General features: G+C 77.7%; 25 protein-coding genes and 1 pseudogene. 9 read left to right on the forward strand and 17 right to left on the reverse strand.

The window, feature by feature from the left end; genetic code table 11:
* Window positions 1–206: 206 nt before the first annotated feature.
* The 3 genes and pseudogenes from Q0789_RS16750 to Q0789_RS12660 all read left to right on the forward strand — a co-directional run.
* Window positions 207–401 (forward strand): annotated as a pseudogene (locus Q0789_RS16750) (histidine kinase dimerization/phospho-acceptor domain-containing protein); the annotation flags it as partial.
* 103 nt (window positions 402–504) lie between these two features.
* A complete protein-coding gene (locus Q0789_RS12655; protein ID WP_298805739.1) occupies window positions 505–936 on the forward strand; it encodes an ATP-binding protein in 432 nt (143 codons plus the stop codon).
* Window positions 933–1,607: a response regulator gene (locus Q0789_RS12660; protein ID WP_298805740.1), complete on the forward strand. Its 675-nt coding sequence runs from the start codon at window positions 933–935 to the stop codon at window positions 1,605–1,607. Before Q0789_RS12655 ends, Q0789_RS12660 begins: the two co-directional genes overlap by 4 nt.
* On the opposite strand, the gene Q0789_RS12665 is transcribed toward Q0789_RS12660, so the two are convergent.
* Both Q0789_RS12665 and Q0789_RS12670 read right to left on the reverse strand, forming a co-directional pair.
* Window positions 1,589–4,003, reverse strand: a complete 2,415-nt coding sequence (locus tag Q0789_RS12665; RefSeq protein ID WP_298805742.1) for a bifunctional diguanylate cyclase/phosphodiesterase — start codon at window positions 4,001–4,003, stop codon at window positions 1,589–1,591. The two genes, Q0789_RS12660 and Q0789_RS12665, sit on opposite strands and share 19 nt — an antisense overlap.
* A gap of 178 nt (window positions 4,004–4,181) precedes the next feature.
* Entirely contained in the window at window positions 4,182–5,024 is an 843-nt protein-coding gene (locus tag Q0789_RS12670) for a PhzF family phenazine biosynthesis protein (protein WP_298805744.1), read from the reverse strand.
* A 271-nt stretch (window positions 5,025–5,295) separates the two neighbouring features.
* On the opposite strand from Q0789_RS12670, the gene Q0789_RS12675 reads away from it, so the two are divergent.
* Window positions 5,296–5,544, forward strand: coding sequence for a hypothetical protein (locus Q0789_RS12675; RefSeq protein WP_298805746.1), 249 nt, complete (start codon window positions 5,296–5,298; stop codon window positions 5,542–5,544).
* A 54-nt stretch (window positions 5,545–5,598) separates the two neighbouring features.
* Here Q0789_RS12675 and Q0789_RS12680 read toward each other — a convergent pair whose 3' ends face one another.
* From Q0789_RS12680 to Q0789_RS12695, 4 genes are all read right to left on the reverse strand, one after another.
* Window positions 5,599–6,348 (reverse strand): ABC transporter permease, encoded by a 750-nt coding sequence (locus Q0789_RS12680; RefSeq protein WP_366917734.1) that lies wholly within the window; start codon window positions 6,346–6,348, stop codon window positions 5,599–5,601.
* 101 nt (window positions 6,349–6,449) lie between these two features.
* Window positions 6,450–7,436 (reverse strand): ABC transporter ATP-binding protein, encoded by a 987-nt coding sequence (locus tag Q0789_RS12685; RefSeq protein ID WP_298805750.1) that lies wholly within the window; start codon window positions 7,434–7,436, stop codon window positions 6,450–6,452.
* Window positions 7,437–7,544: 108 nt separating this feature from the next.
* Complete coding sequence (locus Q0789_RS12690; RefSeq protein ID WP_298805753.1) at window positions 7,545–8,264, reverse strand: methyltransferase domain-containing protein; 720 nt, start codon at window positions 8,262–8,264, stop codon at window positions 7,545–7,547.
* Window positions 8,261–9,313, reverse strand: coding sequence for an NAD(P)/FAD-dependent oxidoreductase (locus Q0789_RS12695; RefSeq protein ID WP_298805755.1), 1,053 nt, complete (start codon window positions 9,311–9,313; stop codon window positions 8,261–8,263). The genes Q0789_RS12690 and Q0789_RS12695 overlap by 4 nt, the downstream gene beginning before the upstream one ends.
* 98 nt (window positions 9,314–9,411) lie before the next feature.
* Here Q0789_RS12695 and Q0789_RS12700 point away from each other — a divergent pair, with 98 nt between their 5' ends.
* On the forward strand, window positions 9,412–10,017 hold the full coding sequence (locus tag Q0789_RS12700) for an XRE family transcriptional regulator (RefSeq protein ID WP_366917732.1): 606 nt from the start codon (window positions 9,412–9,414) through the stop codon (window positions 10,015–10,017).
* A gap of 100 nt (window positions 10,018–10,117) precedes the next feature.
* On the opposite strand, the gene Q0789_RS12705 is transcribed toward Q0789_RS12700, so the two are convergent.
* The 4 genes from Q0789_RS12705 to Q0789_RS12720 all read right to left on the reverse strand — a co-directional run bounded on the left by Q0789_RS12705 (window position 10,118) and on the right by Q0789_RS12720 (window position 15,470).
* Window positions 10,118–11,530 (reverse strand): MFS transporter, encoded by a 1,413-nt coding sequence (locus Q0789_RS12705; protein WP_298805759.1) that lies wholly within the window; start codon window positions 11,528–11,530, stop codon window positions 10,118–10,120.
* A 145-nt stretch (window positions 11,531–11,675) separates the two neighbouring features.
* Window positions 11,676–13,601, reverse strand: a complete 1,926-nt coding sequence (locus tag Q0789_RS12710; RefSeq protein WP_298805761.1) for a diguanylate cyclase — start codon at window positions 13,599–13,601, stop codon at window positions 11,676–11,678.
* Window positions 13,602–13,796: 195 nt separating this feature from the next.
* Window positions 13,797–14,360, reverse strand: coding sequence for a GNAT family protein (locus Q0789_RS12715; RefSeq protein ID WP_298805763.1), 564 nt, complete (start codon window positions 14,358–14,360; stop codon window positions 13,797–13,799).
* 132 nt (window positions 14,361–14,492) lie between these two features.
* Window positions 14,493–15,470, reverse strand: coding sequence for a helix-turn-helix domain-containing protein (locus tag Q0789_RS12720; protein ID WP_298805765.1), 978 nt, complete (start codon window positions 15,468–15,470; stop codon window positions 14,493–14,495).
* 187 nt (window positions 15,471–15,657) lie between these two features.
* Between Q0789_RS12720 and Q0789_RS12725 the strand changes: the two genes are divergently transcribed.
* On the forward strand, window positions 15,658–16,071 hold the full coding sequence (locus tag Q0789_RS12725) for a hypothetical protein (protein WP_298805767.1): 414 nt from the start codon (window positions 15,658–15,660) through the stop codon (window positions 16,069–16,071).
* Window positions 16,068–16,313 carry a hypothetical protein gene (locus tag Q0789_RS12730; protein WP_298805769.1) on the forward strand — a complete coding sequence of 82 codons (246 nt, stop codon included), beginning with the start codon at window positions 16,068–16,070 and terminating at the stop codon, window positions 16,311–16,313. The genes Q0789_RS12725 and Q0789_RS12730 overlap by 4 nt, the downstream gene beginning before the upstream one ends.
* Here the strand turns inward: Q0789_RS12730 and Q0789_RS12735 are convergent.
* From Q0789_RS12735 to Q0789_RS12745, 3 genes are all read right to left on the reverse strand, one after another.
* Window positions 16,262–16,915, reverse strand: a complete 654-nt coding sequence (locus Q0789_RS12735; protein ID WP_298805771.1) for a hemerythrin domain-containing protein — start codon at window positions 16,913–16,915, stop codon at window positions 16,262–16,264. The genes Q0789_RS12730 and Q0789_RS12735 overlap by 52 nt on opposite strands.
* Before the next feature lie 41 nt (window positions 16,916–16,956).
* Window positions 16,957–18,063, reverse strand: coding sequence for a spore photoproduct lyase family protein (locus tag Q0789_RS12740; RefSeq protein ID WP_298805772.1), 1,107 nt, complete (start codon window positions 18,061–18,063; stop codon window positions 16,957–16,959).
* Window positions 18,064–18,225: 162 nt separating this feature from the next.
* A complete protein-coding gene (locus Q0789_RS12745) occupies window positions 18,226–18,624 on the reverse strand; it encodes a VOC family protein (RefSeq protein ID WP_298805774.1) in 399 nt (132 codons plus the stop codon).
* A 64-nt stretch (window positions 18,625–18,688) separates the two neighbouring features.
* Here Q0789_RS12745 and Q0789_RS12750 point away from each other — a divergent pair, with 64 nt between their 5' ends.
* Complete coding sequence (locus Q0789_RS12750; RefSeq protein ID WP_298805776.1) at window positions 18,689–19,198, forward strand: hypothetical protein; 510 nt, start codon at window positions 18,689–18,691, stop codon at window positions 19,196–19,198.
* Window positions 19,199–19,258: 60 nt separating this feature from the next.
* On the opposite strand, the gene Q0789_RS12755 is transcribed toward Q0789_RS12750, so the two are convergent.
* From Q0789_RS12755 to Q0789_RS12770, 4 genes are all read right to left on the reverse strand, one after another.
* Window positions 19,259–19,879, reverse strand: coding sequence for a LysE family transporter (locus Q0789_RS12755; protein WP_298805778.1), 621 nt, complete (start codon window positions 19,877–19,879; stop codon window positions 19,259–19,261).
* A gap of 107 nt (window positions 19,880–19,986) precedes the next feature.
* Complete coding sequence (locus Q0789_RS12760) at window positions 19,987–20,361, reverse strand: DUF4190 domain-containing protein (RefSeq protein ID WP_298805780.1); 375 nt, start codon at window positions 20,359–20,361, stop codon at window positions 19,987–19,989.
* A gap of 144 nt (window positions 20,362–20,505) precedes the next feature.
* Window positions 20,506–21,078 (reverse strand): M23 family metallopeptidase, encoded by a 573-nt coding sequence (locus Q0789_RS12765; protein ID WP_298805782.1) that lies wholly within the window; start codon window positions 21,076–21,078, stop codon window positions 20,506–20,508.
* A 176-nt stretch (window positions 21,079–21,254) separates the two neighbouring features.
* Window positions 21,255–22,112, reverse strand: coding sequence for an SDR family oxidoreductase (locus tag Q0789_RS12770; RefSeq protein ID WP_298805784.1), 858 nt, complete (start codon window positions 22,110–22,112; stop codon window positions 21,255–21,257).
* Between the two features lie 222 nt (window positions 22,113–22,334).
* Between Q0789_RS12770 and Q0789_RS12775 the strand changes: the two genes are divergently transcribed.
* Window positions 22,335–25,064 carry an endo-1,4-beta-xylanase gene (locus Q0789_RS12775; protein ID WP_298805787.1) on the forward strand — a complete coding sequence of 910 codons (2,730 nt, stop codon included), beginning with the start codon at window positions 22,335–22,337 and terminating at the stop codon, window positions 25,062–25,064.

The following is a 25,064-nucleotide window of genomic DNA, read 5'->3' on the forward strand; positions in this document are numbered from 1 at the left end:
TCCTTCCTGGTCACCGGGGCACCCCGGCCTACATCACCCCCGCCACGCCGCCCACCACCGGTGGATCAGGGCTCAGCGGGCCCGCGCTGCGCGGCGAGGACGCCCGGGTCGTCACGGCCGTCGCCGTCCAGGTCGGCACCGTCGTCGAGCGGGACCGCCTGCGCGAGAGCGCGCGCCAGACCCGGCGCGAGCGGGAGCTGACGAAGGTGCGCACCGCCCTGCTCGCCGCCGTCTCCCACGACCTGCGGACGCCCCTCGCCGGGGTCAAGGCGGGGGTCAGCGCCCTGCGCCTGGAGGACGTCGAGCTCGGCCCCGAGGACCAGGCGGCGCTGCTCGCCGACGTCGAGGCCTCCGCCGACCGGCTGCAGCAGCTCGTCGACGACCTGCTCGACATGAGCCGCCTCGACGCCGGCGCGCTGGCGCTGCGACGACGGCCGACGGCGCTCGACGAGCTCGTGCCCCGCGCCGCCTCCGGCCTGCCCGCGGAGCGGGATCCGGCTCGACGTGCCCGAGGACCTGCCGCTGCTCGACGTCGACGCGGGCCTCCTCGTGCGCGCCCTCGGCAACGTGCTCGAGAACGCCGTCCGGCACGCGCCGTCGTCCGCGCCGGTCGTCGTCACCGCCGGGCGGGCGGGCGGGCACCTCGTCGTCCGCGTCGTCGACCGCGGCCCCGGCGTGCCGGAGGACCAGGTGGACGCCGTCTTCACCGCCTTCCACCGCCTCGACGACAGCCGCAGCGAGGAGGGCAGCGGGCTCGGGCTCGCCGTCGCCCGCGGGTTCGTCGAGGCCCACGACGGCACCCTCGAGGCCGAGGGCACGCCCGGCGGCGGCCTCACCGTCGTGCTCCGGCTGCCCCTGACCACGGCCGCGCCGGGCCCCGCCGCCGACGCTGCGACGGTCGACGAGGCCCGTGCGCCCGCGGGGAGCGCCCCGTGACGCGCGCGCTCGTCGTCGAGGACGACCGCGCCCTCGCGCGCGCCCTGGCCATCACCCTGCGGGCGTCGGGGTACGAGGTCGTGACGGCGGCGACGGGCGCGGAGGGCGTGGCCGCGGCGGCTACCGCGCACCCGGACGTCGTCGTCCTCGACCTCGGCCTGCCGGACATGGACGGCCTCGACGTGCTCGCCGCCGTGCGGGGCTGGTCGGCCGTGCCCGTCCTCGTGCTCACCGCGCGCTCGACGGGCGACGACGCCGTCGAGGCGCTCGACGCCGGCGCCGACGACGTCGTCACCAAGCCCTTCGGGATGGACGTGCTGCTCGCCCGGCTGCGCGCCGCCGTGCGCCGCGGCCCGTCGGAGGTCGCCGAGCCGGTGGTGCGCACGGCCTCCTTCGACGTCGACCTCGCCCGACGGCTCGTCCTGCGCGACGGGGCGCCCGTGCGCCTGACGCCCACGGAGTGGCACCTGCTCGAGCTGCTGGCCCGCGCGCCGGGCCGCGTCGTCCCCCAGCAGCTGCTGCTCGCCGAGCTCCGCGGCCCGCACCTGCGGGGCGACGGGCACTACCTGCGGGTCTACGTCGCGCAGCTGCGCCGCAAGCTCGAGCGGGACCCGAGCCGGCCGCGGCACCTGCTCACCGAGCCGGGCGTGGGCTACCGGCTCGAGGTCTGAGCGGCGCCGAGCGCGACGGCGTCGTCCGTGCTCCTGGACGACGGGCCCGGCGCGGAGGTCGTGCGCTCGTCGAGCCAGCAGCCGAAGGCGGCGGCGTCGAGGGGGCGGCTGTGGAGGTAGCCCTGCGTCTCGTCGACGCCGAGGTCGTGGAGCGCCCGGAGCGTCGCGTCGTCCTCGACGCCCTCGGCGACCAGGCGCAGGCCGAGCCGGTGGGCGAGGTCGACGGTCGTGCGCACGATGGCGGCGGTCCGCTCCCGCCGGCCGAGGCGGGCGGTGAAGGCGCGGTCGAGCTTGAGCTCGGTGGCCGGCAGGTCGTCGAGGTAGCCCATGGACGCGTAGCCGGTGCCGTAGTCGTCGATGCTCAGCCCGACGCCCCGCTCGGCGAGGCGGCGGGCCGTCGGCAGGGCCCGCTCCGGGTCCCGCATGAGCATCGTCTCGGTGATCTCGAGCACGAGGTCGGACGCCGCGAGCGGGGTGCGGGCCAGCACCTCCTCGACGAGGGGCATGAGGCCGGGGTCGACGAGGACGCTCGTCGAGACGTTGACGGAGACCCGCAGGCGGTGGCCCCGCCGCGCCCACCCGGCCGCGTCCGCGGCCGCGCGGCGGAGCACGCGCGCCGTGAGAGCGCCCATAAGGCGGTGCTCCTCGGCGAGGTCGAGGAAGGCCGCCGGCGCCAGCAGGCCCCGGTCGGGGTGCCGCCAGCGCACCAGCGCCTCGGCGCCCACGACGACGCCGGACGCCGCCACCTGCGGCTGGTAGTGCACCACGAGCTCCCCGGCGCCCGCCGCGCCCGACAGCACCGCGCGCAGGCCCTCGAGGGTCTCCCGGCGCTCGCGGCGCTCGGCGTCGGCGGCCTCGTCGTAGACCCCCCACGCGCCCCTGGCGCCGTCCCGGGGCCCCCCGCCGTCGGGGGCGTCCCCCCGGCCCGCGCGCTTGGCGACGAACATCGCGGCGTCCGCGCGGCGCAGCAGCTCCTCGGCCGCGACGGACCGCCCGCTCGCGTCGGGCGTCGTCGCCACGCCGACGCTGGCGCCGACGGCCGGCCCTCCCGCGTCCGGTCCTGCCCCGGAGACCGACGCCGCTCCCACCGCGGCGACGACCGCGCGCGCGGCCTCGGAGGCCGCGCCGACGTCCGCGCCGGGCAGCAGGACGGCGAACTCGTCACCGCCGAGGCGCGCCACGAGGGCCGCGCGGGGCACCACGTCCCGCAGCGCCGTCGACGTGCGGCGCAGCAGCGCGTCACCCGCCGCGTGGCCGTGGCGGTCGTTGACCTCCTTGAACCGGTCCAGGTCCACGAGCAGCAGGCCCGCCCGCCGGCCGTCCCCGGCGGCGGCCAGCGCCCCGTCGAAGGCGCGGCGGTTCGCCAGACCGGTGAGGTCGTCGGTGAGCGCCTGCTGGCGGCTGCCCGCGAGCCGCACGACCTCGCGGATGACCACGAGGAGCTTGGCCCCCACGAGCAGGAGGGTCAGCAGCACGAGGCCGACGGCCGTCGGCCGCAGGGGCCGCACCTGGTCGAGCGCCAGGAGGGCGACGCAGAGGACGAGCGCGAGCACCGAGGTGACGACCGCGCCGAGGGTGTCGACGCGGGCGCCCGTGGGTCGGCCCGGCCGGGTGGCCGCGGCCGCGGCGGCGACGCCGAGGGCGACGAGCCGTCCGACGTCGACGCCCGCCCCGACGACCGGCCCGCCGACGACGCCCGCCACGTGCAGCGCGCCCGCGGCGTCGCTGGCGGCCAGGACGGCGAAGGCGAGCACCAGCATCGGCAGCCGCGGGTCCGCCCTCCAGCCGGAGAGCCCCCACGTGGAGGCGGCGAGGGCGACCAGGAGGAGGTCGAGCAGCGGGCGCGCCGTGAGCAGCACGGCGCCGAGCGGCTCCAGGCCCAGGGTGCGCCCCGCGGCGGGGACGAGGAACGCCCAGCTGGCCGCCGCCAGGAGGGAGGCGGCCGCGAGCACGTCGAGCCACGAGCTCGGCAGGATCCGGCTCACCCGCTGGCGCAGCAGCACGAGCTGGCCGGCGAGCAGCAGCGGGTAGCCGACGAGGCCGACGGCGAAGGCGCCGGGACGCTCCGCCAGGCCGCTCAGCCACACCTCGGGGGTGCGCTCGGGGGCGTAGTCGTCGACGAGCCACATGAGCGAGAGCTGGCCCGAGACGAGGACGGCCGCCCCCACGGCCAGCAGGACCCACGGCGCCCGGCCCGCCGGCTGGCGCCGCGCGGAGGCCGCGAGCACGACGAGGCCGACGACCGCGAGGACGGAGTAGGCGACGGAGCCGGCGAGCCCCCACCCCGCCGCGGCGAGCACCGACAGCAGCGCGACGACGCCCACGGCGGCCACGGCGGCCACCGCCCGGACGAGGCGCCGCGCGTCCCACACGGAGGCGGGGCTGATGGGGCGCACGGGACCTCCTCGGCACGTCGGGCACCGACCTTGAGCCCTCGGACCCCCGCAGGTGCCCCGGCCCTCGGACGGGGGCCCGCTCCTGGCACCGGCGGTGCGCCGGGCCAGAGCATCGGGCCGCATCTGCGGGCCGGGAGACCGGACCGGAGAGACCGGGCCGGACCGCTGGCACGGGCCCTCAGACGAGCACGCGCCCGCTGACGCCCACGACCGTGCCGCCGCCGACCCACACGTCCTCGCCCACGCGCTGCACGTGGACCCGGCCTCGGCGCCCCAGCGCCGTGCCCTGCGCGGCGGTGTAGGCCGCCGGCACCCGGCCGCTCGCCTGGAGCCACTGCGCCAGGCCGGCGTTGAGGCTGCCCGTCACCGGGTCCTCCGCGGCGACGGACGCCATCGCGAAGGCGCGGACCTCGACGGTCGCCGGACCGCCGTCGGGGTGGGGGCCGACGAGGCCGACGTCGAGGCCGTCGAGGGCCGACCAGTCGGGCCGCACCGCGAGGACGGCGTCGGCGTCGCGCAGGAGCAGCGACACCCAGCCGGGGCCGTTGTCGGTCCAGGCGGCGTCCACGACGTCGTCCGCCGACAGGCCGAGGCCGCGGTGGAGCCGGTCCAGCAGGTCAGCGTCCACAGGACCGCTGCGCACGAGCGGTGGGGCGGCGAAGGCCAGCCGCCCGGCGACGTCGGGGTCGCGCCGCACCCGGACGAGGCCGGCGCCGCACTCCTGCACGACGTGCTCGCCGCGCGGCCGCCCGCCCGCCTCGAGCCAGGCGCGCGCGGAGCCGAGCGTCGGGTGGCCGGCGAACGGCAGCTCGCGCGCGGCGGTGAAGATCCGCAGCCGGTAGTCGGCGGACGGGTCCTCCGGCGGGAGGAGGAAGGTCGTCTCGGAGAGGTTGGTCCACCGCGCGAAGCGCTGCATCGCCGCGTCGTCGAGGCCCGCGGCGTCGTGGACGACGGCGACGGGGTTGCCGAGCCCGGGCGCGGGCTCGTCGGTGAAGACGTCGACCTGGGTGAAGGGGCGCACGCCCCCAGCCTGCCCCCACCGGCCCCCTCCCGAGGGCGAGTCGTCGCCGGCTCGCCCTCCGCGGCCCCCTCACGAGGGCGAGTCGTCGCCGGCTCGCCCTCCCCGACCCCCTCACGAGGGCGAGTCGTCGCCGGCTCGCCCGGCGGCGTCCTCCCCGAGGGGGACGTGCAGAGCCGTACCGGGGGATGACGACGCCGGGCGGCCGCGCGCGGTCGGATGGGTCCTGCGCGGGCGAGGGGCCCGCGCCCCGACGAGGCACCCGGAGGACGCCGTGCGCGCAGCAGCCCCGAGCCGGACGACGGAGGCCCCGCCGGTCCGCGTGCACCTGCCGCCGGAGGGGCGGGGCCCCGCGATGGCCGCGTGCGTGCGGAGCATCCGGCTCGCCCTGGCGCGCGGCGGCGTCGTCGTCGACGTGCGCCCCGCGCGGGCGTGGCCGCCGGGGTCGCGCCTCGTGCTCGAGCACCTGCGCACCACGGCCGAGCGCCGGGGCCTGCCCTGGGAGGAGCGGCCGCTCGCCTGACGTCGCGGCGCGTCGGCCCCGGTCCCCACCTCGGCCCCTGCCCGGGTCGAGGGGTCAGTCGAGCGCGCGGCGCAGGAAGCCCTTGAGCCCCGTCGCCGTGAACAGCGCGAGGAAGCCGACGAGGGCCAGCGCGCACACCCAGGCGGGGATGTGCGGCGTCGACGGCAGCAGCGAGCCCCGCAGCCCCTCGGAGACGTAGGTCAGCGGGTTGAAGGCCGTGACGACCTGGAACCAGCGCAGCACGTCGAGCGAGGCCCACGGGTACTGCGAGGCGCCGGTGAAGAGCAGCGGCGTCAGGACGAGCGCGAAGACGATGTTGATCTTGCTCGGCGGCACGAGCGTGCCGAGGGGGAGGCCGGCCGCGGCCCCCGTGAGCGACCCGAGGACGACGAAGAGGACCACCCAGCCGAGCGCCTCGGTGCGCCAGGGGATGTCGCCGAGGATCCAGACGCCGAGCGGGAACATCGCCGCCGAGGCGACGAGGGCGCGCAGCGACGAGAAGACGATCTTCTCGAGCGCGACGGCGGTCGTCGGCGTCGGCGCGAGCAGCCGGTCCTCGATCTCCTTGCTGAAGGAGAAGTCGATGACGAGCGGGAGCGCCGTGTTCTGCAGCGCGGTGAGGAAGGCCGTCAGCGCGACGATGCCCGGGAAGAGCAGCGCGGCGTAGCCCTCCTGCAGGAAGCCCAGCGAGCCGAGCACCTGGCCGAAGACGAAGAGCAGGAAGACCGGCTGCAGCAGCACCTGCGCGAGGAAGGCGGGCAGCTCGCGCCACGTGACGAAGAGGTCGCGGCGCAGGATCGCCAGCGCCGGGGCGAGGTGGCCGACCGACCGCCGCGCGCCGTCGCCGTCCGGGCGCCGCTGCGCGCCGCCCTCGTCGGCGCGGAGGCCGTCGCTCGTCGTGCTGCTCACCGCAGCTCCCTTCCGGTCAGGCTGATGAAGACGTCCTCGAGGTCGGGCCGGCCGAGCCGGACGTCGGTGACGACGGCGCCGGTCGACGCCACGGCCTCGGCCACGGGCGCGAGCAGGGCCGCGGGGTCGCCCGCCACGGTGGCCCGCACGCGCGCCGCCGGTCGCTCCGCGGGCATCTCGTCGGTCCCGCGGACGCCGTCGACCCTCTCGAGGGCCTGCCGCACCGCTCCCGCGACGTCGTCCACCCCCTCGGGGGGCGTGACGACGACCTCGACGGTGCCGCCGTCGCTGTGCCGCGCGACGAGCGCCGCCGGGGTGTCGAGGTCGAGCAGGCGCCCGTGGTCGACGATGCCGACGCGGTCGCACAGCTCCTGCGCCTCGTCCATGTCGTGCGTCGTCAGCAGGACGGTGGTTCCGCGCTCGCGGAGGTCGCGCACCCGCTCCCACACGAAGAGCCGGGCCTGCGGGTCGAGGCCGGTGCTGGGCTCGTCGAGGAAGAGGACCTGCGGGTCGTGCATGAGCGCCCGGGCGATCATCAACCGCTGCGCCTGGCCCCCGGACACCTCGTCCACCTTCGAGTCCGCGCGCTCCCCGAGCCCGAAGCGCTCCAGCAGGTCGTCCGCCCGCCGGACCCGCTCGCCCTTCCCGACGCCGTGGTAGGCCGCGTGGAAGAGGAGGTTCTGCCGGGCCGTCAGCGACTGGTCGAGGTTGGGCCGCTGCGGCACGACGGCGAGCCGCGCCCGGGCCGCGGGCGGGTCCGCGGCGACGTCGGCGCCCGCCACGACGGCGCGGCCGCTCGTGGCGCGCACGCGCGTGGTGAGGACGCCGACGGTCGTCGTCTTGCCCGCCCCGTTGGGGCCGAGGAGGCCGAAGACCTCGCCGCGGCGGACCGCGAAGCTCACGCCGTCGACGGCGTTGCTGCCGCGCTTCGGGTAGCGCTTGACGAGGTCGACGACCTCGACGGCCGGGGCGGTGGAGGTCACGCGCCCCATCGTGGCCGCGGGCACCGGCCCTCGCAGCCCGGCGACCGGGGACGCGGAGCCGTGCGGATCCTCCTCTCCCGCACGGCTGCGCGTCCCCGGTCGGCGGCCTCAGCCGCGCCGGCGGACGACGACGAGCGTGTCGACGACCTCGCCGACCTGCCCCTCGGGGCCGGTCGCCTCCCGCACCGGGGCGTCGACGCGCACGGCCTCGAAGTGCTCCGGCGGCAGGGCGAGCCCGTCGAGCAGCTCCTGCGCCGTCGGGAAGTCGTGGCCGCCGTGCCAGCTCCACGACGGCGCCGAGCCGTGGTCGACGAGGACGAGGTGGCCCCCCGGCGCCAGGAGGCCAGCCGCCCGGCGGAGGACGGCGGCCCGGTCCCAGTCCACCGGCGACTGGAGGAAGAAGGCGCTCACGAGGTCGAAGGGCCCCTCGGGCAGCGAGCGCTCGAGGTCGTGCTGCTCCGTGGTGACCGCGACGCCGGCCGCCGCGGCCGCCTCGCGGGTGCGGGCGAGCGCCGTCGGCGCGACGTCGACCGACACCACCGCCCAGCCGCGCGCGGCCAGCCACACCGAGTCGCCGCCCTCCCCGCACCCGAGGTCGAGCGCCCGCCCGGGCGCCAGCGGCTCCGCCACCTCGACGAGCAGGGCGTTGGGCCGACCGCTCCAGATGCGGCCCCGGGCGACGTAGAAGCCCTCCCACCGCTCCTCGACGCCGAGCGCGTCGTCCTCGAGGACGGCGCGGCCGGCGTCGGTGGTGCCGGCCGCGCGATGCCCCTCGTCGTGGCCGTGCCCGTGCTGCCCGTGCTGCTGGTCCTGCTCACGCGCGCTCACGCCGGCACCCTCTCGCGGCCGGCCCCGAGGGCGCCGCGGTGGGCGGCGACCGCGACGGCCGTGTCGTCGTCGACGAGGTCCTTGGTGATCATCGATCCCGCGGTCATGCCGGCGCTCGCGGCGGTGAGCACCGGCGCCATGGGCGCGGTGACGTTGCCCGCCACCCAGACGCCGGGCACGGACGTGGCGCCCGTCGGGTCGGCCGGCACGTGCTCGCCGAGCACGAGCTCCCCCATGGCGAGCTCGGCGGTGGCCACGCCGAGGTCGGCGAGGAGCCCGCCGCGGGCGACGGCCAGCGACACGGTGACCAGCGCGTCGACGGCGACGGCGCGCCCGTCCGCCAGGCGCACGCCGCGGAGCGCGTCGTCCGCGACGTCCAGCGCCGCGACCTCGCCCTCGACGACCTCCACGCCCCGCGCGACGAGCTTCTCGGCCTGCTCGGCGGACGGCGCCGCGCCGGTGTGCTGCAGGAGCACCACCCGCTCGCTCCACCCGCGCCACATCAGCGCCTGGTCGGGGCCGTGCGCGTTGACGGACAGGACGCCGACGACGCGGTCGGCGACCTCCCGGCCGTGGCAGAACGGGCAGTGCAGGAGGTCGCGGCCCCAGCGCTCGGCGAGGCCCGGGAGGTCGGGGAGGACGTCCTCCACACCCGTCGTCACGAGCAGCCGGCGGGCGAGGACGCTGCGCCCGTCCTCCAGGCGGACGCGGAAGCGCGGCGCGCCGGGGCCGCCGTCCTCGAGGCGCTCGGCCGTGGCGGCCGTGCCCCGGACCACCTGGCCCCCGTACGCCTCGACCTCGGCCCGGCCGAGGGCCACGAGCTCGCGCGGGCCCGTGCCCTCGCGGCCCAGGTAGTTGTGCACGCCGTCGGCGGGCGCGTTGCGCGGCTCGCCGGCGTCGACGACGAGGGTGCTGCGCAGCGCCCGCGCCGTCGTCAGCGCCCCCGCGAGGCCGGCCGCACCGCCGCCGACCACGACGACGTCGTACTGCTCGCGCAGGTCCTCGCGCTCCCCCACGGGCTGCCCGCCCACGTCGCTCGTCCCGCTCACAGGTCCTCCTCGCGTCCGTGCGGCCGTCCTCCGACCGCGTCCCGGAGAGCGTGCGCGCGCGAGGGCCGGGTGGCAACGATCCTTGCCGGAACGGCAAGATGCGGGGTGTGGCCGACGACGACCTCTCCCCCGTGCTCGACGCCGTGGGCCCCCGCCTGCGGGCCCTGCGCCAGCGCCGCGACCGCACGCTCGCGGACCTGGCCGCGGAGACGGGCATCTCCGTCAGCACGCTCTCGCGCCTCGAGGCGGGGCAGCGCCGGCCCACGCTCGAGCTGCTCCTGCCGCTGGCGCGAGCGCACCAGGTGGCGCTGGACGACCTGGTCGACGCCCCCGAGACGGGTGACCCCCGCGTCCGTGCCCGCCCCGTCGAGCGCGGCGGCATGACCGTCGTCCCCCTCACGCGCCGCCCCGGGGGCATCCAGGCGATGAAGCTGCTGCTGCCGGTGGGCTACGGCGTCGGGGCCGAGCAGCGCACGCACGAGGGCTACGAGTGGCTCTACGTCCTCGACGGCCGGCTGCGCCTGCGGCTCGGGCTGCACGACATGGTGCTCGTGCCCGGCGAGGCGGCCGAGTTCGACACCCGGACGCCGCACGCCATGGCGAACGCGGGTGACGACGTCTGCGAGGCGCTCGGGCTCATGGGGCCGCAGGGCGAGCGCGCGCACCTGCGCGCCCGGCCGGCGCGCGCGAGGGGCGAGAGCTGAGGGACGGCCTCGGACGTGCGCGACGCTCGTGACCGGTGCTCGTGACGGGTGCTCGTGACCGGGCACGGGTCACCGGCGTCGGACGGGTCGTCCTCCCGGGTCAGCCGTCGCCCCGCGGCGCCCGCCCACCGGCCGTCGGCGGCACCGGGTCGGCGCCCAGACCCCCGGGGGCGGGCACCGCGGAGCCGTCCGCGGCCGGCGGGGCGCCGTCGAGCGGGTGCGCGAGCTCGTCGGCGCGCAGGCGGGCGAGGACGATCGCCGCCACGGCCAGCCCCGTCGGGGCCAGGCCGGCCACGAGGAACACGGGGGTGAGGCCGACCGCCGCGCTCACCGGGCCGGCGAGGGCCATGGAGACCGGCATGAGCGCCAGCGACACGAAGAAGTCGAGGCTCGAGACGCGTCCCAGCAGGGACGGCGGGACGCGGCGCTGCAGCAGCGTGCCCCAGATGACGGTGGCCGCCTGGAACGTCGCGCCGACGAGGGCGGCGCCCACGACCATCACCCCCACGCTCGTGGCGACGCCGAAGAGGGCCAGCGGGGCGCACCCGGCGCCCCACAGCAGGATCATCACGCTGAGGTACCGGCGCGGCAGGCGCCGCGAGGCGACGACGAGCGAGGCCACCGCGCCCGCGACGCCGAAGGCCGCCAGCACGAGGGCGTGGTCCTGCGGCCCGCCGCCGGCGCGGTCGCGGATGGCGAAGGGCGTGAGCACCTCCAGCGGTCCGATGACGAGCAGCACCATGACGCAGGCGAAGAGCAGGGTCGAGAGCAGCCACGGCGTGCGCCGCAGGTAGGCGAAGCCCTCGGCGACGTCGGCCAGCACCGCTCGTACGGCCGTGCGGCCGGAGGCCGCCGTCTCGACGGACCGGCCCGAGGCCGACGCCTCGGCGGCGAGGTCGCGGCGCAGCGGCGTGCTCGGCAGGCGGAGGAGGAGGCCGACCGCCCCCGCCGAGGCGACCGCCGCCGCCAGCAGGGCCGCCGACGGCGCGAAGGCGGCCACGAGGGCGCCCGCGAGCGCCGGCCCCCCGGCGTTGACGAGCAGCGGGCGCAGGAAGCCCTCGAGGCCGTTGGCCGGGAGCAGCTGCTCGGCCGGCAGCAGCGAGGGCAGGAGCGCCGAGTAGGCGGGGTAGTACAGGCCCTGGCCGACGCCGATGACCACCGAGGCGGCCACGAGGTGCGGCACCTCCACGAGCCCCGCGAGCGAGAGCGCGGCGGTGGCCGCGGTGGCGGCGAGCTCGGCCGCGGCGACGGCGAGGAGGATGCGGCGCTGGGGCACGCGGTCCGCGAGGACGCCGCCGAGCAGCGCGGTGGCGAGCATGCCGACGGCGAAGCCGGCGCTCACCGCCGAGACGGCCGTGGCGCCGCCGCCGAGCGCGATGACCTGCCAGACGACGGCGAGGGTCCACAGCCCGCCGGCCGCCAGGGCGCACACGAGGGCGCCCGCCAGCCAGCGGTAGGCGGGCACCCCCAGCGGCGCCAGCGCGCGGGGCAGCCCGCGCCCGACCGTCCTCACGTCGTCCCCGTCCTGCGCCCGAGCGTCGCGCGCGGGAGCAGTCGACCGTGGCGACGACCTCCGGAGCAAGCGGCTTCCCCGGCGACCTCCCCGCGGGGCGGTCGCCCGGGGCGGCCGGCGCGCGCCCTCCTGCGCCGCCGGCGCCTCAGCGCCGTCGCGGTCCGGGGACGGACGGGCGGCCGCCGGCGGGCCGGCCGCCGGACGCGGGCGGCTCGTCCGACGCGGGCAGGGCCGCCGCCGGGTGCGCGCCGCGGGCCGCGGGCCGCACGGCCGGCCCCGCCGTGGCCGTCGCCGTCGCCACGGCCGAGAGGGACGTCGACGGGACGGGCGGGGGCACGAGGTCGTCGGCGTGCCGGGCGGTGTCGCGACCCGCCGACTTGGCGGCGTAGAGCGCGGCGTCCGCGGCGGCGAGCAGCGCGGTGGCCGACAGGTCCGCGCCGAGGCCCGACCCGCCGCGCCCGAGGGTTCGCGCCCCCGCACCCGGGTGCCCTGCGCCGGGCCACGTCGCCGCCCCGACGCTGATGGTCACGCGGCCCCCGGCGCCCGGGCCGCCGTGCGGCAGCTGGGCGGCGCGGACGGCCTCCACGAGGCGCCGGGCCACGACGGTCGCGCCCGCGGCGTCGGTGTCGTCGAGCACGACGGCGAACTCCTCGCCGCCGTAGCGGGCCACGAGGTCCCCCCCGCGCTCGGCGGCGTCGGCGAGGACGTCGGCCACGCGGCGCAGGCACGCGTCGCCGGCGAGGTGGCCGTGCGTGTCGTTGTAGGTCTTGAAGTGGTCGACGTCGACCATGAGGACGGACAGCGGAGTCCCCCGCCGGGCGTGCGCGCTCCACTGGCGCGCGAGGTGGTCGTCGAGGCAGGGGCGGTTGGCGAGGCGGGTGAGCCCGTCGACGAGCAGCAGCCGCTGGAGCTCGGTGTTGGCCGCGGCGAGCTGGTCCTGGGCGGCGCGCCGGCTCGCGACCTCGCGCTCGAGGAGCGCCCCGCGCTCGCGCACCTGCTGGTGCGCCTCCTCGACGAGGCGCCGCCGGGCGCGGTCGGCCGTCACGTCGGCCATGACGACGACGGCGCCCAGCGCCGTCCCGTCGGCGCGGTGCAGCGCGCGCCCGGACACCGAGACCGTCCTCGCCGGCTGGCCCGCCGGGGCGATGACGATCTCGGCGCCCGCCACCTCGACGTCCTCGCGGAGGGCGCGCACGAGGGGGATCCGCTCGGCGACGAGCGGCGTCGTCCCGTCGGCCTCGAACAGCGCGTAGCGGTCGGCCAGCTGCTCAGGGTCGACGGCGGTGTCCACGTCCATCCCGTGCCACTGCCGCGCCGTGCGGTTGAAGAGGGTGAGCCGCCCGTCGGGGCCGCAGGCGACGACCGCGACGTCGACCGTGGCGAGGACGGCCTCGATGAGCTCCGAGCGCTCCTCGATGTCCTCGCTGCGCGCGGCGAGCTCGCCGATGACGAGCTCGGCGAGGTCGCGCTGCTCGTCGGCCTCCTGCGCGAGGCGGGCGCTGACCTGCGCCTCCCGGCGCCGCTCGAGCAGCGCCGTCACCGCGAGCGCGAGGTCCTCGAGCCGCGCCAGCTGCGGGGCCGTCAGGTGCCGCGGTTCGTCGTCGAAGACGCAGAGCGTGCCCAGCGGCGCGCCGCCGGCCGTCGGGACGAGCGGCACCGAGGCGTAGAGGCGGACGCGGGCCCAGCGACCGTCGACCCACGGGACGCCCGCGTAGTCGGGGTCGGCCGCGGCGTCGGGCACGTGCACCGTGCGCCTCTCGGCGATGCGGACGACGCACATCGAGTCGGCGACCGGCGTGACGCCGAGGACGGCCTCGTGCGCGGCGAGCTCGCACTGCTCGCTGCCGTCGAGGAGGTTGACCGACGCGGACGTCGCGCCGGTCACCGCGGCGGCCACGCGGACGAGCGCCGCGAGCTCGGGGTCGCCCGCGGCGGAGCGCCACGCCGCCGCGCTCGTCTCCCCCGGGGTCCTCGGCGCCGACGCCTCGGGGCGGCCGGGGGAGGAGCCGGGGGGACGGCTGGTCGCGAGCGGGAGCCCCGTGGGGGGCGCGGGCCGGCGTGCGTCGTCCATGGCCCGGGCATCGGCCGGGGGCCCGGCCAGCCGCACCGCGATGATCACCGCGGACGGGTCTCCTCGCCCGATCGGAGCAGCGGGACCACCGGACCGGCCCCGCGGCGGAGGGGCCGTCCGGGTGGGCGCGCCGCCGTCGCCCGGGAGGTGCTGGCGCGCAGGGCGACCGGCGCCGGTCCCGGCCGGGAGCGCCCCTCAGGCGCCCCAGAGGTCGGCGGGGAGCCCGTACAGGGCGACGTCCTCGCGCCCCCCGCGCAGCGGCATCGCGGCCGGCAGCACGCCGTCGAGGCGCAGCCCGAGACGCTCGGCGACGGCGCGGCTGCGCGTGTTGGCGACGACGCACCGCGCCTCCACGCGGCCGACGCCGCGGTCGCGCACGAGGTGGTCCACGAGCGCCCGGCAGGACCGGGTCACGACGCCGTGCCCCTGCGCGTCGGCCGCCACCCAGTACCCGAGCTCGGCCGTCCCCGTCCACGTGTCGACCGAGGCGCCCACCGCCCCGACGAGCCGACCGCGCCAGCGCACGGCGGTCGGGACGGCGCGGCCCTCGAGCCACGCCGCGAGCTGGGCGCGCGTGAAGGCGGTGAGGCCCTCGAGGGTCTGCTCGCCCTGCGCCCACGGCTCCCACGCCCGCAGGTGCTCGAGGTTCGCCCCGATCACCTCGGCGAGCGGCACCGCCGTCCACGCCTCGCGCAGGACGAGCTCGAGGTCGTCGTCGACGCGCAGGGCGAAGGCGGGCGCCGGCGGAGGACTCACCACGGGGCGCAGGATAGGACCACGCTGCCCCCGGGAGCCGCTGCGCGCGACGACGAGGGCAGCGGTGGACGCACGGCGCGGCGGACGGCGTCCACCGCTGCGACCCCACCACCCCGCTCCCTCCCCGCCGAGGCCTCACACGCCGACGAGCGCCGTCTCGCCGCTCCCGCGGAAGGTCCGCCGGTAGGCCTGCGGCGAGGTGCCGAGGCGCCGCGTGAAGTGCTGGCGCAGCGTCGTCGCCGCGCCGAAGCCGCACCGGCGGGCCACCTCCTCGACGGGGAGGTCGGTCGTCTCGAGGAGCTCCTGGGCGAGGGCCACCCGCTGCGCGAGGAGCCACGCGAGCGGCGTCGTCCCGGTGAGCACGCGGAAGTGGCGGGCGAAGCTGCGCGGGGACTGCAGCGCCCGGGCCGCGAGGCGCTCCACCGGGAGGGGCTCGTCGAGCCGCTCGGAGGCCCACACGAGGACGTCGCGGAGGCGCTGGCCGTCGTCCGGCGGCAGCGCCGGGCCCTCGACGAACTGCGCCTGGCCGCCCTCGCGGTGGGGCGGCACGACGAGGCGGCGCGCCACCGCCGCCGCCACGGCGGCGCCGTGCTCGCGCCGCAGGAGGTGCACGCACGTGTCGATCCCGGCCGCCGAGCCGGCGCTGGAGAAGAGCGGGTCGTCGTCGACGTAGAGCACGTCGCTGTCGACCCGCACGGCCGGGTACCGGCGCGCGAGGGCGTCCGCGTAGCGCCAGTGCGTCGCGAGCACCCGCCCGTCGGCCACGCCGGACGCGGCGACGACGAAGGCCCCGGTGCACTGGCTCATGACGCGGGCGCCCCGGGCGACGGCGTCCCGGAGCACCTGCCCGTACGCCTCCGGCGGGTCGACGTCGCCGTGCTCCCAGCCGAGGGCGATGACGAGGTCGGCGCGAGCGGCCCGCTCGAGGCCGTGCTCGACGTGCACCTCGAGCCCCGTGTCGGTGCGCACCCGCCCCGGGTGCTCGGTGACGACGGCGAAGTCGTACGTCGGCAGCCCCTCCGACCCGCGGTCGAACCCGAACACCTCCGACGCGACGCCCAGGCCGAAGGTGCCCACGCCGTCGTAGGCCAGGGCGACGACGTCCCTCAGCACGGCTGCGTCCCGCTCATCGTCCGAGGGTGCCACGAGCGTGGCAGGAAGTCATCGGTCGGCGTCGTTCCTGCCACTCGTCGTCCGCCGACGTGCCCGCGAGGCTCGTCGCACCAGCCAGCAGCCCACCACCCAGCAGCCCACCACCCAGCAACCGGGCGCTCGACGCGCCCCTCCCCCGGAGCCGGCCATGACGACGACCCCCTGCCCGACACGTCCCCTCGACCGCTCCCGCCCGCTCACGACCGGTCACCCGTCCGGCCCCGGCCGCGGGACCACGGGCGCGCCGCCCACCCTCCGCCAGCAGGACCTGGACGACCTCGCCGACGCCGCCGCCGGCGCCGAGGGCCACCTCGGCGCCGAGGTGCTCGCAGGGGCCGTCGCCCGGCTCGAGGCGCTGGCCGGGGCGCCGCTCGGCCCGGTGGCGGGCGAGCCGCTCGTCGTCCTCCAGCGGCGCGCCGGCCGGGCGCTGCGGCTGCTCGCCGGCCGTGCGCCCGCCGTCGACGCCGGGAGGCTGGCGGGCCTGGCGACCGACCTGCGCGAGCCCGCCGCCGCCCTGCTGCGCGCGTCGGCCGCCACCGGCTCGGCGGGGGGCCCGCGATGAGCGCGCTGGCCGCCGTCCTCGTCGTGGCGGGCGTCCTCGCCTGGGCCGTCGCGCTCGGGCGGCAGGCCCTGCCGCGCCCGCTGCGCTCGCCCCTCTGGCGCGGCACGGCGCGCGAGCTCGGACGCGACGCGGCCCGCGGCGGTCGCGAGCTCGTGCGGCTCCACTCCGGCCGCTGGCCGGACCGGTCTCCTCAGACGAAGCCGAGGCGCGCGAGCGGCTCGACGAGCTCGCGCTCCTCGTAGGCCAGGTGGCTGAGGAGCACGTCGGAGAGCAGGTCGACGGCGGCGCGCACCTCGGCGACCCCAGCCGGGCCGGGCGCGGCGACCGACGCGACGAGCGCCCGGTCCACCCGCTCGAGCACGTCGTGGATGGCGTGGTGCTCCTCCTCGAGCCGGTCCACGACCGGCCCGAGCCGCGGGTCCTGCGCGCGCAGGCGCGGGAACATCGACTGGTCCTCGATGGTGTGGTGCGTCGTCACCACGCGGCAGTAGCTCTGGCAGTACGTGCCGAGCGTCCAGGCGTTCTGGCGCAGCGTCATGGTGGCGATGTGGCTGCGCGCGACGCCGGGCGGCACGGAGCCCGCCGCCACCTGGTCCACGAGGTCGTGGAGCTCGGCGAGCTCCGAGCGCAGGTGGTCGTGGACGTCGACGAGGTGGCGCCCCTGCGTGGCCTCGTCCTCGGTGTAGGTGCGCCCGGCGTCCGGCTCGGGGCCGCGGGGGCGGGCCGCCTCGTCCCACACCCGCTCGGCGCTGCGGCGGACGCCGTCGTCCGGGGTCGGGACCACGGGCAGCCCGGGCGCCGCGAAGCCGGCGCTGGTCGCGGTGGCGGGTGTCCGCTCGGGCACGGGTCCTCCTGGTCCTGCCGTCCTCGGGCCGGAGGCGGCGCTCAGGTCCAGTACAGCAGCCGGGTGGCGGGCAGCCGCTCGGCCAGCGCGGACTCGAACCACGTCCGCAGCTCGGCCATCACCGGCGCCGGGTAGACGTGCTTGACCGCCCCGTACTTCCCGCGCTTCTGGCGCCGGGCGTCCTCGTCCATCTCCAGGGCGGTGCGCGGGTACCAGCCCTGCAGCACCTCCTTGCTGCGCGGGGTGAAGCGGTGGGTGATGAGCTCGGTGGTGAGGTCGAGGCCGGGGACGTCGGCGGTCGCCGCGGCCACGGCGTCGAGGAGGGCGCCGTACTGCTCGCGCCACCCCTCGACCGGCATGATCGGCGCCATCGTCAGGCCGACGGGGTAGCCGGCGAGCGCCAGCCGGCGCAGCGCGCCCACCCGCTCGGGCATCCGCGCGGTCCCGCCCTCGAAGCGCTGCACGCCGAGGGCGTTGACGGACAGGCGCACCCGCGTCCGCCCGCCGTGCGGGAGGCCCAGCAGCGGCTCGACGTCGTCGAACTTCGTCGTGAACCGCATCTGCACCGGGCCGCCGAAGTCGGTCGTCCCGACGTGCGTGATCGCCTGCGACAGCGAGCCGGTGACGTGCTCGAGCGCGAGCGGGTCGGTGTAGCAGGAGGTCTCGAACGTCGTGCCCTCGGCGCGGCGGTCCTCGCTCGCGCTCGTCACGCCGCCGGTGCCGACGAGCGGGGCCACGCCGTCGAGCACCTCCTCGAGGTTGGCGTAGACGCGGGTGATCGGCGGCCCGCCGAGGGAGCCGGCGAGGTAGCAGTACTGGCAGTGGGCCGGGCAGCCCTCGGCGAGGTCGACGCGCCAGTCGGCGCTCGGCGGGATCGGCTGCGGGCGCCGCTTGCTCGGCGGGGCCACGACGACGGCCAGCGTCTGCTTCGCGAGCGCGTACGTGGAGCGCTCGTCCTCGCCGCGCAGCGGCGGCAGCCGGTCGCCCTTCAGCAGCTCGACGTCCTGGACCCCGGCCGCCTCGACGCGCCGCAGGATCCGCTGCCCGTGGGGCAGCTCGGCCGCCGAGCGCGTCACCAGGACGCGCTTCGGCACCCAGCGCCGCGGCGCGCGCGGCGCGGGGGCGGCCAGGGGAGCGGTCACGGTCATACCGGCACAACACCCGCGACCTCGGCGACCATCCGACGAGGGGCGCCTCTCTGCCGCCGCCGGGGAGGACGAAGGCGGCCTCCGCGCAGCATCCGCGCCTCTGACCTGGAACGACGCCCGGGCGGGAGAGCTTCGTCCTCCTCGGCGGCGACCAACGCGGTCTCAGCCGGCGGCCTCCTCGCGCTCGACGTGCTGCACCGTGCGCTGCAGCAGGCACAGCTCGTTGCCCTCGGGGTCCGCGAGCACGACCCACGTGACGTCGTCGCCCTGCCCGACGTCGACGCGGCGGGCCCCGAGCGCCTCGAGCCGGGCCAGCTCCTCGGCCGTGGTCGACCCGTCGGCCCGCAGGTCGAGGTGCAGGCGGTTCTTCACCGTCTTGGCCTCGGGGACCCGCAGGACGTCGATCGTCAGCCCGGCGGCGGCGGCCCCGCCCGGCGGGCCGATGCTGATGCCGTCGGCGTCCTCGTCGACCTGCTGCCAGCCGAGGACGGCGCACCAGAAGTCGGCGACGGGGCGCGGGTCCACGGCGTCGAGGGCGATGGCGGCGATGCGGCTCGTCATGTCCGGCAGCATGGCCCCGCAGGCGCCGCTGCGGCGCCGTGCGCGACGACGGAGGTGCCCGCTGGTGGTCGAGGAGCTCGAGCCCCACGAGGAGGACACGGCCGAGGGGCCCGCGACCCCGGCGCAGGCGCCGGAGGACCCCCTGCTCAGCGCTCCCCCGACCCCCGCCCCGCTCGTGGGCACGTGGGAGGCGTCCGGCGAGGTGCTCGACGAGGACGGCGTGACGGTCGTCGGCGCCGTCACCGGGATCGACGTCTACCGGTGGCTCGGGCCGACCGTCGTCCACGAGGTCGACGTCGAGGTCGCCGGGCGGCGCACCCGGGCGCTCGAGGTCCTCGAGCCCTTCGACCCCGCGCTCGGCGCCTTCCCGACGCGGGCCTACGACGACGCGGGCGGCGTCGCGTCGTCGACGGCGTCCGTCGACGCGGGCGGCACGTGGGCCTTCCGGGCGCCGGGGGCGCGCGCCACCCTGCGCGTCGCCGAGGACGGCACCGCCATGAGCGCCGAGTGGGTCCGGGAGACGCCGGGCGGCGACGTCCCCTGGATGCGGCTGACCTGGCGTCGCACCTCCTGAGGCCCCACCCCCGCGCGGGCGCCGGGCCCGTCGGCCTCGGCACCGCCGGGGCTCGGGCCGTCAGCCCCCGAGCCCGGCGAGCAGCGAGAGCGCCAGCGCCGTCATGACGACGGCGATGAGCGCGTCGAGCACCCGCCAGGCCCCGGGCCGCGCGAAGAGCGGCCTCAGGAGGCGGGCCCCGAAGCCCAGGGCGAGGAACCAGGCGGCGCTCGCCGCGACCGCCCCGACGGCGAAGGACCACCGGTCGTCGCCGTGGGTGCCGGCGATGGAGCCGAGCAGCACGACCGTGTCGAGGTAGACGTGCGGGTTGAGCCACGTCAGGGCGAGCGCGGTGGTGAGCGCCCCGGCGAGGGTCCCGCGCTCGGGGGCGGTGCGGGCGTCGAGCGCCGCGTCGGCCAGGCGCACGGCCCGCCGCAGCGCGTGGGCGGCGTAGCCGAGGAGGAAGGCCGCGCCGCCGACGCGCACGACGACGAGCGCCCACTCGGCCTGCTGCACGAGCGCGCCGACGCCCGCGACGCCCGCGGTGATGAGGACGACGTCCGAGGCGGCGCAGACCGCGACGACGGCGCCGACGTGCTCCCCGCGAAGCCCCTGGCGCAGCACGAAGGCGTTCTGCGCGCCGATGGCGACGATGAGCGAGAGGCCGAGCCCGAGGCCGGCGAGCAGGGCGTGCGCGTCCACGGGCGCGACGCTAGGGGCCGCCCGTCCGCGCGGCCGCCCTCCCCGGTCCTCCGGCGCCGAGCTCGTCGCGCACCGGGCCGGCTCCACCCCGGCCCGGGCCGGGGACGTCAGGGGGCGAAGAGGTCACCCGACATCTGCCCGCCGCTGCTGGCGAGACTGACGACGAAGGCGACGATCACGCCGACGTAGGCGAGGACGACGAGCAGCAGGAGCGCGCCGAGGACGACGCCGGTGATCGCGAAGCCCTTGCCGCCCTCGCCGGTCCGCTTGATCTCCCGCAGCGCGAGGACGCCGAAGACGAGGCCGACGAGGGGCGCGGCGAAGCCGAGGCAGATGGCGACGATCGCCTTGCTGTTCGTCGCCGCGGTCGACGTCGGCGACGGACGGCCGCCGTAGGGCTCGGCCTGGCCGTACGGCGCGGGCTGCCCGTACGTGGGCTGCCCGTAGGGGGCCGGCTGCTGGCGGTACGGGTCGTCGCTCACGGGCTGCTCCTGCGTCGGTCGGTGGGACCGCAGCCTGCCGCGCGAGCGGGTCCGGCGCCCGCGGCACGCCCGGACGGGGCGCACGACCGCCCGTCCGGGTGCGAGCCCAGGGCGGTCCGAGGGCCGCACCCGACGACGGGCCGCTCAGCGGGCGAGGGAGGGGAAGCTCCACGCGATCGGCGTCCCGGCGGTCACGGTCCGGCCGCAGGGGAAGCTGGCGTTGACGCCGGACTGGCGCACGTTGTCGAGGCGCACCTCGAAGTGGAGGTGGCTGCCGTAGCTGTTGCCGGTGCTGCCGACGTAGCCGATGACCTGCCCCTCCTTCACGGTCTGGCCCGGCGTGACGGCGAGCTTGCTGAGGTGCGCGTAGATGGTGCGGTAGCGCGTGCCGTGGTGGAGACGGACGAAGATGCCGTAGCTGGCGGAGTCCGCCCGTGTCCCGGCGATGCTGACGACACCGCTGTCGGCGGCCCGCACGGGCGTGCCCGTGGCCGCCGCGATGTCGACCCCCCCGTGCGCCGCGCCCGAGGAGCAGTACTTCCCGATGACGCCCGTCACCCGGCCGGTCGTCGGGACGGACATGGCGCCGGTCTCGGCGTGCGCGGGGACGAGCGACGCCGTCGTGGCGACGACGACGGCCGCGGCCACGCCGGCGAGGCGTCCGAGCCCGCGACGCAGGCCACGGGCGGTGGTCGGGCGGGTGCTGGTGGTCGTCATCGGAAGGTCCCCCCGGTGGCTCGTGCGCCGGCGCCGCCGGTGCTCCGGGCGGCGCGCTCTCCCCGGGGGCATCGGCGCGGCCGCCGCCATCCTTGACGCCCAGGTCTCGACCCGGTCACACCCCGGTCTCGTCCGGGTCACGCGCCCTCGGGTGGGCGACGACGCGGCCGAGGGCGTCAGCCGCTGCGCAGCAGGCGTCGGCCCGGGCCGGTGGACCGGGCGAGCAGGCCCAGCACCCGGGTCGACGCCCCCGGCACGAGGCGCTCCAGCAGCGCGGGCAGCCGCGCCGACCAGCCGACGAGCAGGCGCGGGCGCCGCCGCTCGACGGCGCGCAGGACCTGCTCGGCGACGTCGGCCGGGTCCATCGTCAGCAGGCGCTGGAAGGACGCGCGCCCCGCCGCCACGTCCTCGGCGGACAGGCTCGCGGCGCCGCGGGCGTCCTGCGCGATGCGGGTGCGCACGCCCCCCGGCATGACGCACGTGACGCCGACCCCGTCGGGGCGCAGCTCGGCGCGGAGGGCCTCCGTGAAGCCGCGGACGGCGAACTTGCTCGTGGCGTAGGCGCTCTGGCCGGGCGGCGCGACGACGCCGAAGATGCTCGCCACCGTGACGACGTGCGAGCCCGGCTGCTCCCGCAGCGCCGGGAGCAGCGCGCAGACCACCTGGACCGTGGCCCGGAGGTTCACCTCGACGACCCACCAGAACTCCTCGAGCGTGAGGTGGCGGAACAGGCCGCCGAGGGCCACCCCGGCGTTGCTCACGACGAGGGTCACGCGCGGGTGGTCGGCGCGGACGGCGTCGAGCGCGCGCGCCGTCGCGTCGCGGTCGGCGAGGTCGACGACGTAGGTCCGCACCGCGAGGCGGGGGTGCGCCGCCCGCAGGGACGAGGCCACGCCCTCGAGCCGCTCGGCGTCCCGGTCGAGCAGCGCGAGGTGGCTGCCGCGCGCGGCCAGCGCCCGCGCGAGCGCCTCGCCGATGCCGCTGGCGGCACCGGTGACGACGGCCGTGCCGCCCTCGACGACGTAGGGGCGCACCGAGCCCACCTCCCTGGGAGCCGACGCCGCCCCGGCCGGGCGGCGAGATCGCATCCTGCCCGGCGCGTCGCGCCCCCGCGCCCCGGCGGCGGTCGCGGACGAGCCGGGCGGATCGGGACGAGACGCGTCTTGACGACGCCCCACGACCGTGGTCCCCTTCCGGGGCACGACCTGGAAATCGTTTTAGTCGCAGCGAGGGCGCTGCGCACGAGGAGGAGCTCCATGGGACGACGACGTCTGGGAGCCGGGGCCCTGGCCCTCGGCGTGCTCGCACCGCTCGGCGTGGTGCTGGCACCGACCGCCGGCGCGGAGCCGGCGACGGTCTACGAGACGGGCTTCGAGGACGGCCCGTCGGGCTGGTTCGGCCGCGGCACCGCCGAGGTCGAGGTCAGCACCGCGCAGGCCCGGACCGGGGAGGCCAGCCTGCTCACCACCGGCCGGACCCAGGCCTGGAACGGCCCGGCGCTCGACGCGCTGGGCCTCATGCCCGCCGGCACGTACGAGGTCGAGGCGTGGGTGCGCCTCGTCGACGGCAGCGGTGAGGACGCGGTCACGATGAGCGTCGCGCGCACCCCGCAGGGCGGCGACGCGGCGTTCGACTCGGTGGCCTACCAGGTCCCGGTGACCGACAGCGGCTGGACGCGGGTCGGCGGGACCTACGAGCACGGCACGCAGAACAGCCAGCTCGAGCTGTACCTGGAGAGCCCCGACGCCACGCAGGCGTACTACGTCGACGACGTGAGCATCGTCGGCGAGGCCGCGCCGCCGCCGGGCGACAGCACGCGCAGCGACCTGCGCACCGACTTCGAGGACGGCCTGCAGGGCTGGGGCCCGCGCGGGGACGCCCAGGTCGCCCTGTCCACCGACGACGCCCACGGCGGCAGCGCGAGCCTGCTGACGACGAACCGCCTGCAGAGCTGGCAGGGCCCGGCCCTCGACGTCACGAGCGCCCTGGCGATCGGCCAGCGCGTGCAGGTCTCGATGTGGGTGCGCCTCGCCCCGGGGCAGGAGCCGACGGGCCTGAGCGCGACCGTCCAGCGCGACCGCGGCACCGCCACGAGCTACGACGGCGTCGCCGGGGCCAGCGGCCAGGTCACGGCCGACGCCTGGACCGAGCTGCGGGGCACCTACACCCTCGGCGCGCCGGTCGACACGGCCACCCTCTACGTCGAGGGGACCGCCGGCGTCGACTTCTACCTCGACGACGTCGCGGTCGTCGGCGTCGAGGAGACGCCGATCCAGGACGTGCCGGCCCTCCAGGACATCCTGGCGGCCGACGGCATCGAGCACACCGGCGTCGCGATCGACCCGCGCGAGACGGTCGGCCGCCCCTCGGAGCTCCTCCAGAAGCACTACAGCGCCTTCACGCCGGAGAACGACGGCAAGCCCGCCGAGATCCAGCCCGTCGAGGGGCAGTTCACCTTCGGCGACCTCGACGCGCTGCTCGACTACGCCGACGCGACCGGCACCGACGTCTACTACCACGTGCTCGTCTGGCACTCCCAGACGCCGGACTGGTTCTTCCTCGACGGCGACCGGCCCCTCACGAGCAGCCCCGAGGACCAGGCGCTGCTGCGCTCGCGCATGGAGGCGCACATCCGGGCGATCTCCGAGCACGTCGCGGAGCGCTACCCCGACGGCGACAGCCCGATCTGGGCGATGGACGTCGTCAACGAGGTCATCAACGACGGGCCGAACGGCAACCCGCACGACATGCGGGACAGCCGCTGGTTCCAGGTGCTCGGCGAGGGCTTCGTCGACGAGGCCTTCCGCCTCGCCGACCAGTACTTCCCCGGGGTCGAGCTCTTCATCAACGACTACAACACCGAGATCCCGTCCAAGCGCGAGGACTACCTCTCGCTCGTCGCCGCGCTGCAGGAGCGGGGCGTGCCGGTCGACGGCGTCGGGCACCAGGCGCACGTCGACTTCGCCCGGCCCGTGGAGTGGCTCGACGACACCATGGACGCCGTCACCGCGCTCGACCCGTCGCTGCTGCAGGCGATCACCGAGCTCGACGTCAACTCCTCCACGGAGAACCGCGGGGCCGACGTCGGCAGCGGGGGCACGTACGTGCCCGTCACGGAGGACAGGGAGAAGGCGGCGGCCGAGCTCGGGTACTACTACCGCGACCTCTTCGCCATGCTGCGCACGCACAGCGACTCCCTGGCGTCGGTGACCTTCTGGGGCATCAGCAACGCGCGCAGCTGGCTGCGCACGTGGCCCGGCCCGCGCCCGTGGGAGCAGCCGCTGCCCTTCGACGACGACCTGCAGGTGCTCCCCGCCTACTGGGGGGTCGTCGACCCGTCGCAGCTGCCGCCGCGGCCCGAGGACTTCCTCCCGCCGCGCTTCGAGGGCCCGCAGACCGTCGAGGTCGTGGCCACCGACCCCGACGGCACGCCGGTGGACTACGCGCTGCCAGCCGTCCGCGACACCCGTGACGGCGTCGTCACCCCGACGTGCGCTCCGGCGCCCGGCTCGGTCTTCGCCCTCGGCATGACCGAGGTCACGTGCACGGCGAGCGACAGCGCGGGCAACACCACCCCGGCGACGACCTTCGACGTCGTCGTCACCGCCCCGCCGACCCAGGCGGAGCTCACGACGGAGCTGCGGCGCGACGAGGTCCGGGCGAAGGTCGGGCAGAAGCTCACCGTGCCCGCGTCGGTGGAGAACACCGGCGCCGGGACGCTCGTGGGCGGCTCCCTCGCCACGACGTGCGTGCAGACGAACACCGGCGAGGCCGGGGCCGGGGCGGCGTCGCTCGCGCCGGTCGACGGCACCGCGGACCGCGTCGGACGCCGCGACTACGGCGCCGGCCAGGGCACGGCGCTCGTCCTGCGGGGCACCGCGACGGCGCCCGGCGTCGTCGAGATGACCTGCACGACGACGATGGCCGACGACTGGGGCACCGACCTCGAGGCCTCGGCCGACCTCGTGGTGGAGGTCCGCCGCTGA

This window comes from uncultured Pseudokineococcus sp. (assembly GCF_947499845.1).
Taxonomy (GTDB): domain Bacteria; phylum Actinomycetota; class Actinomycetes; order Actinomycetales; family Quadrisphaeraceae; genus Pseudokineococcus.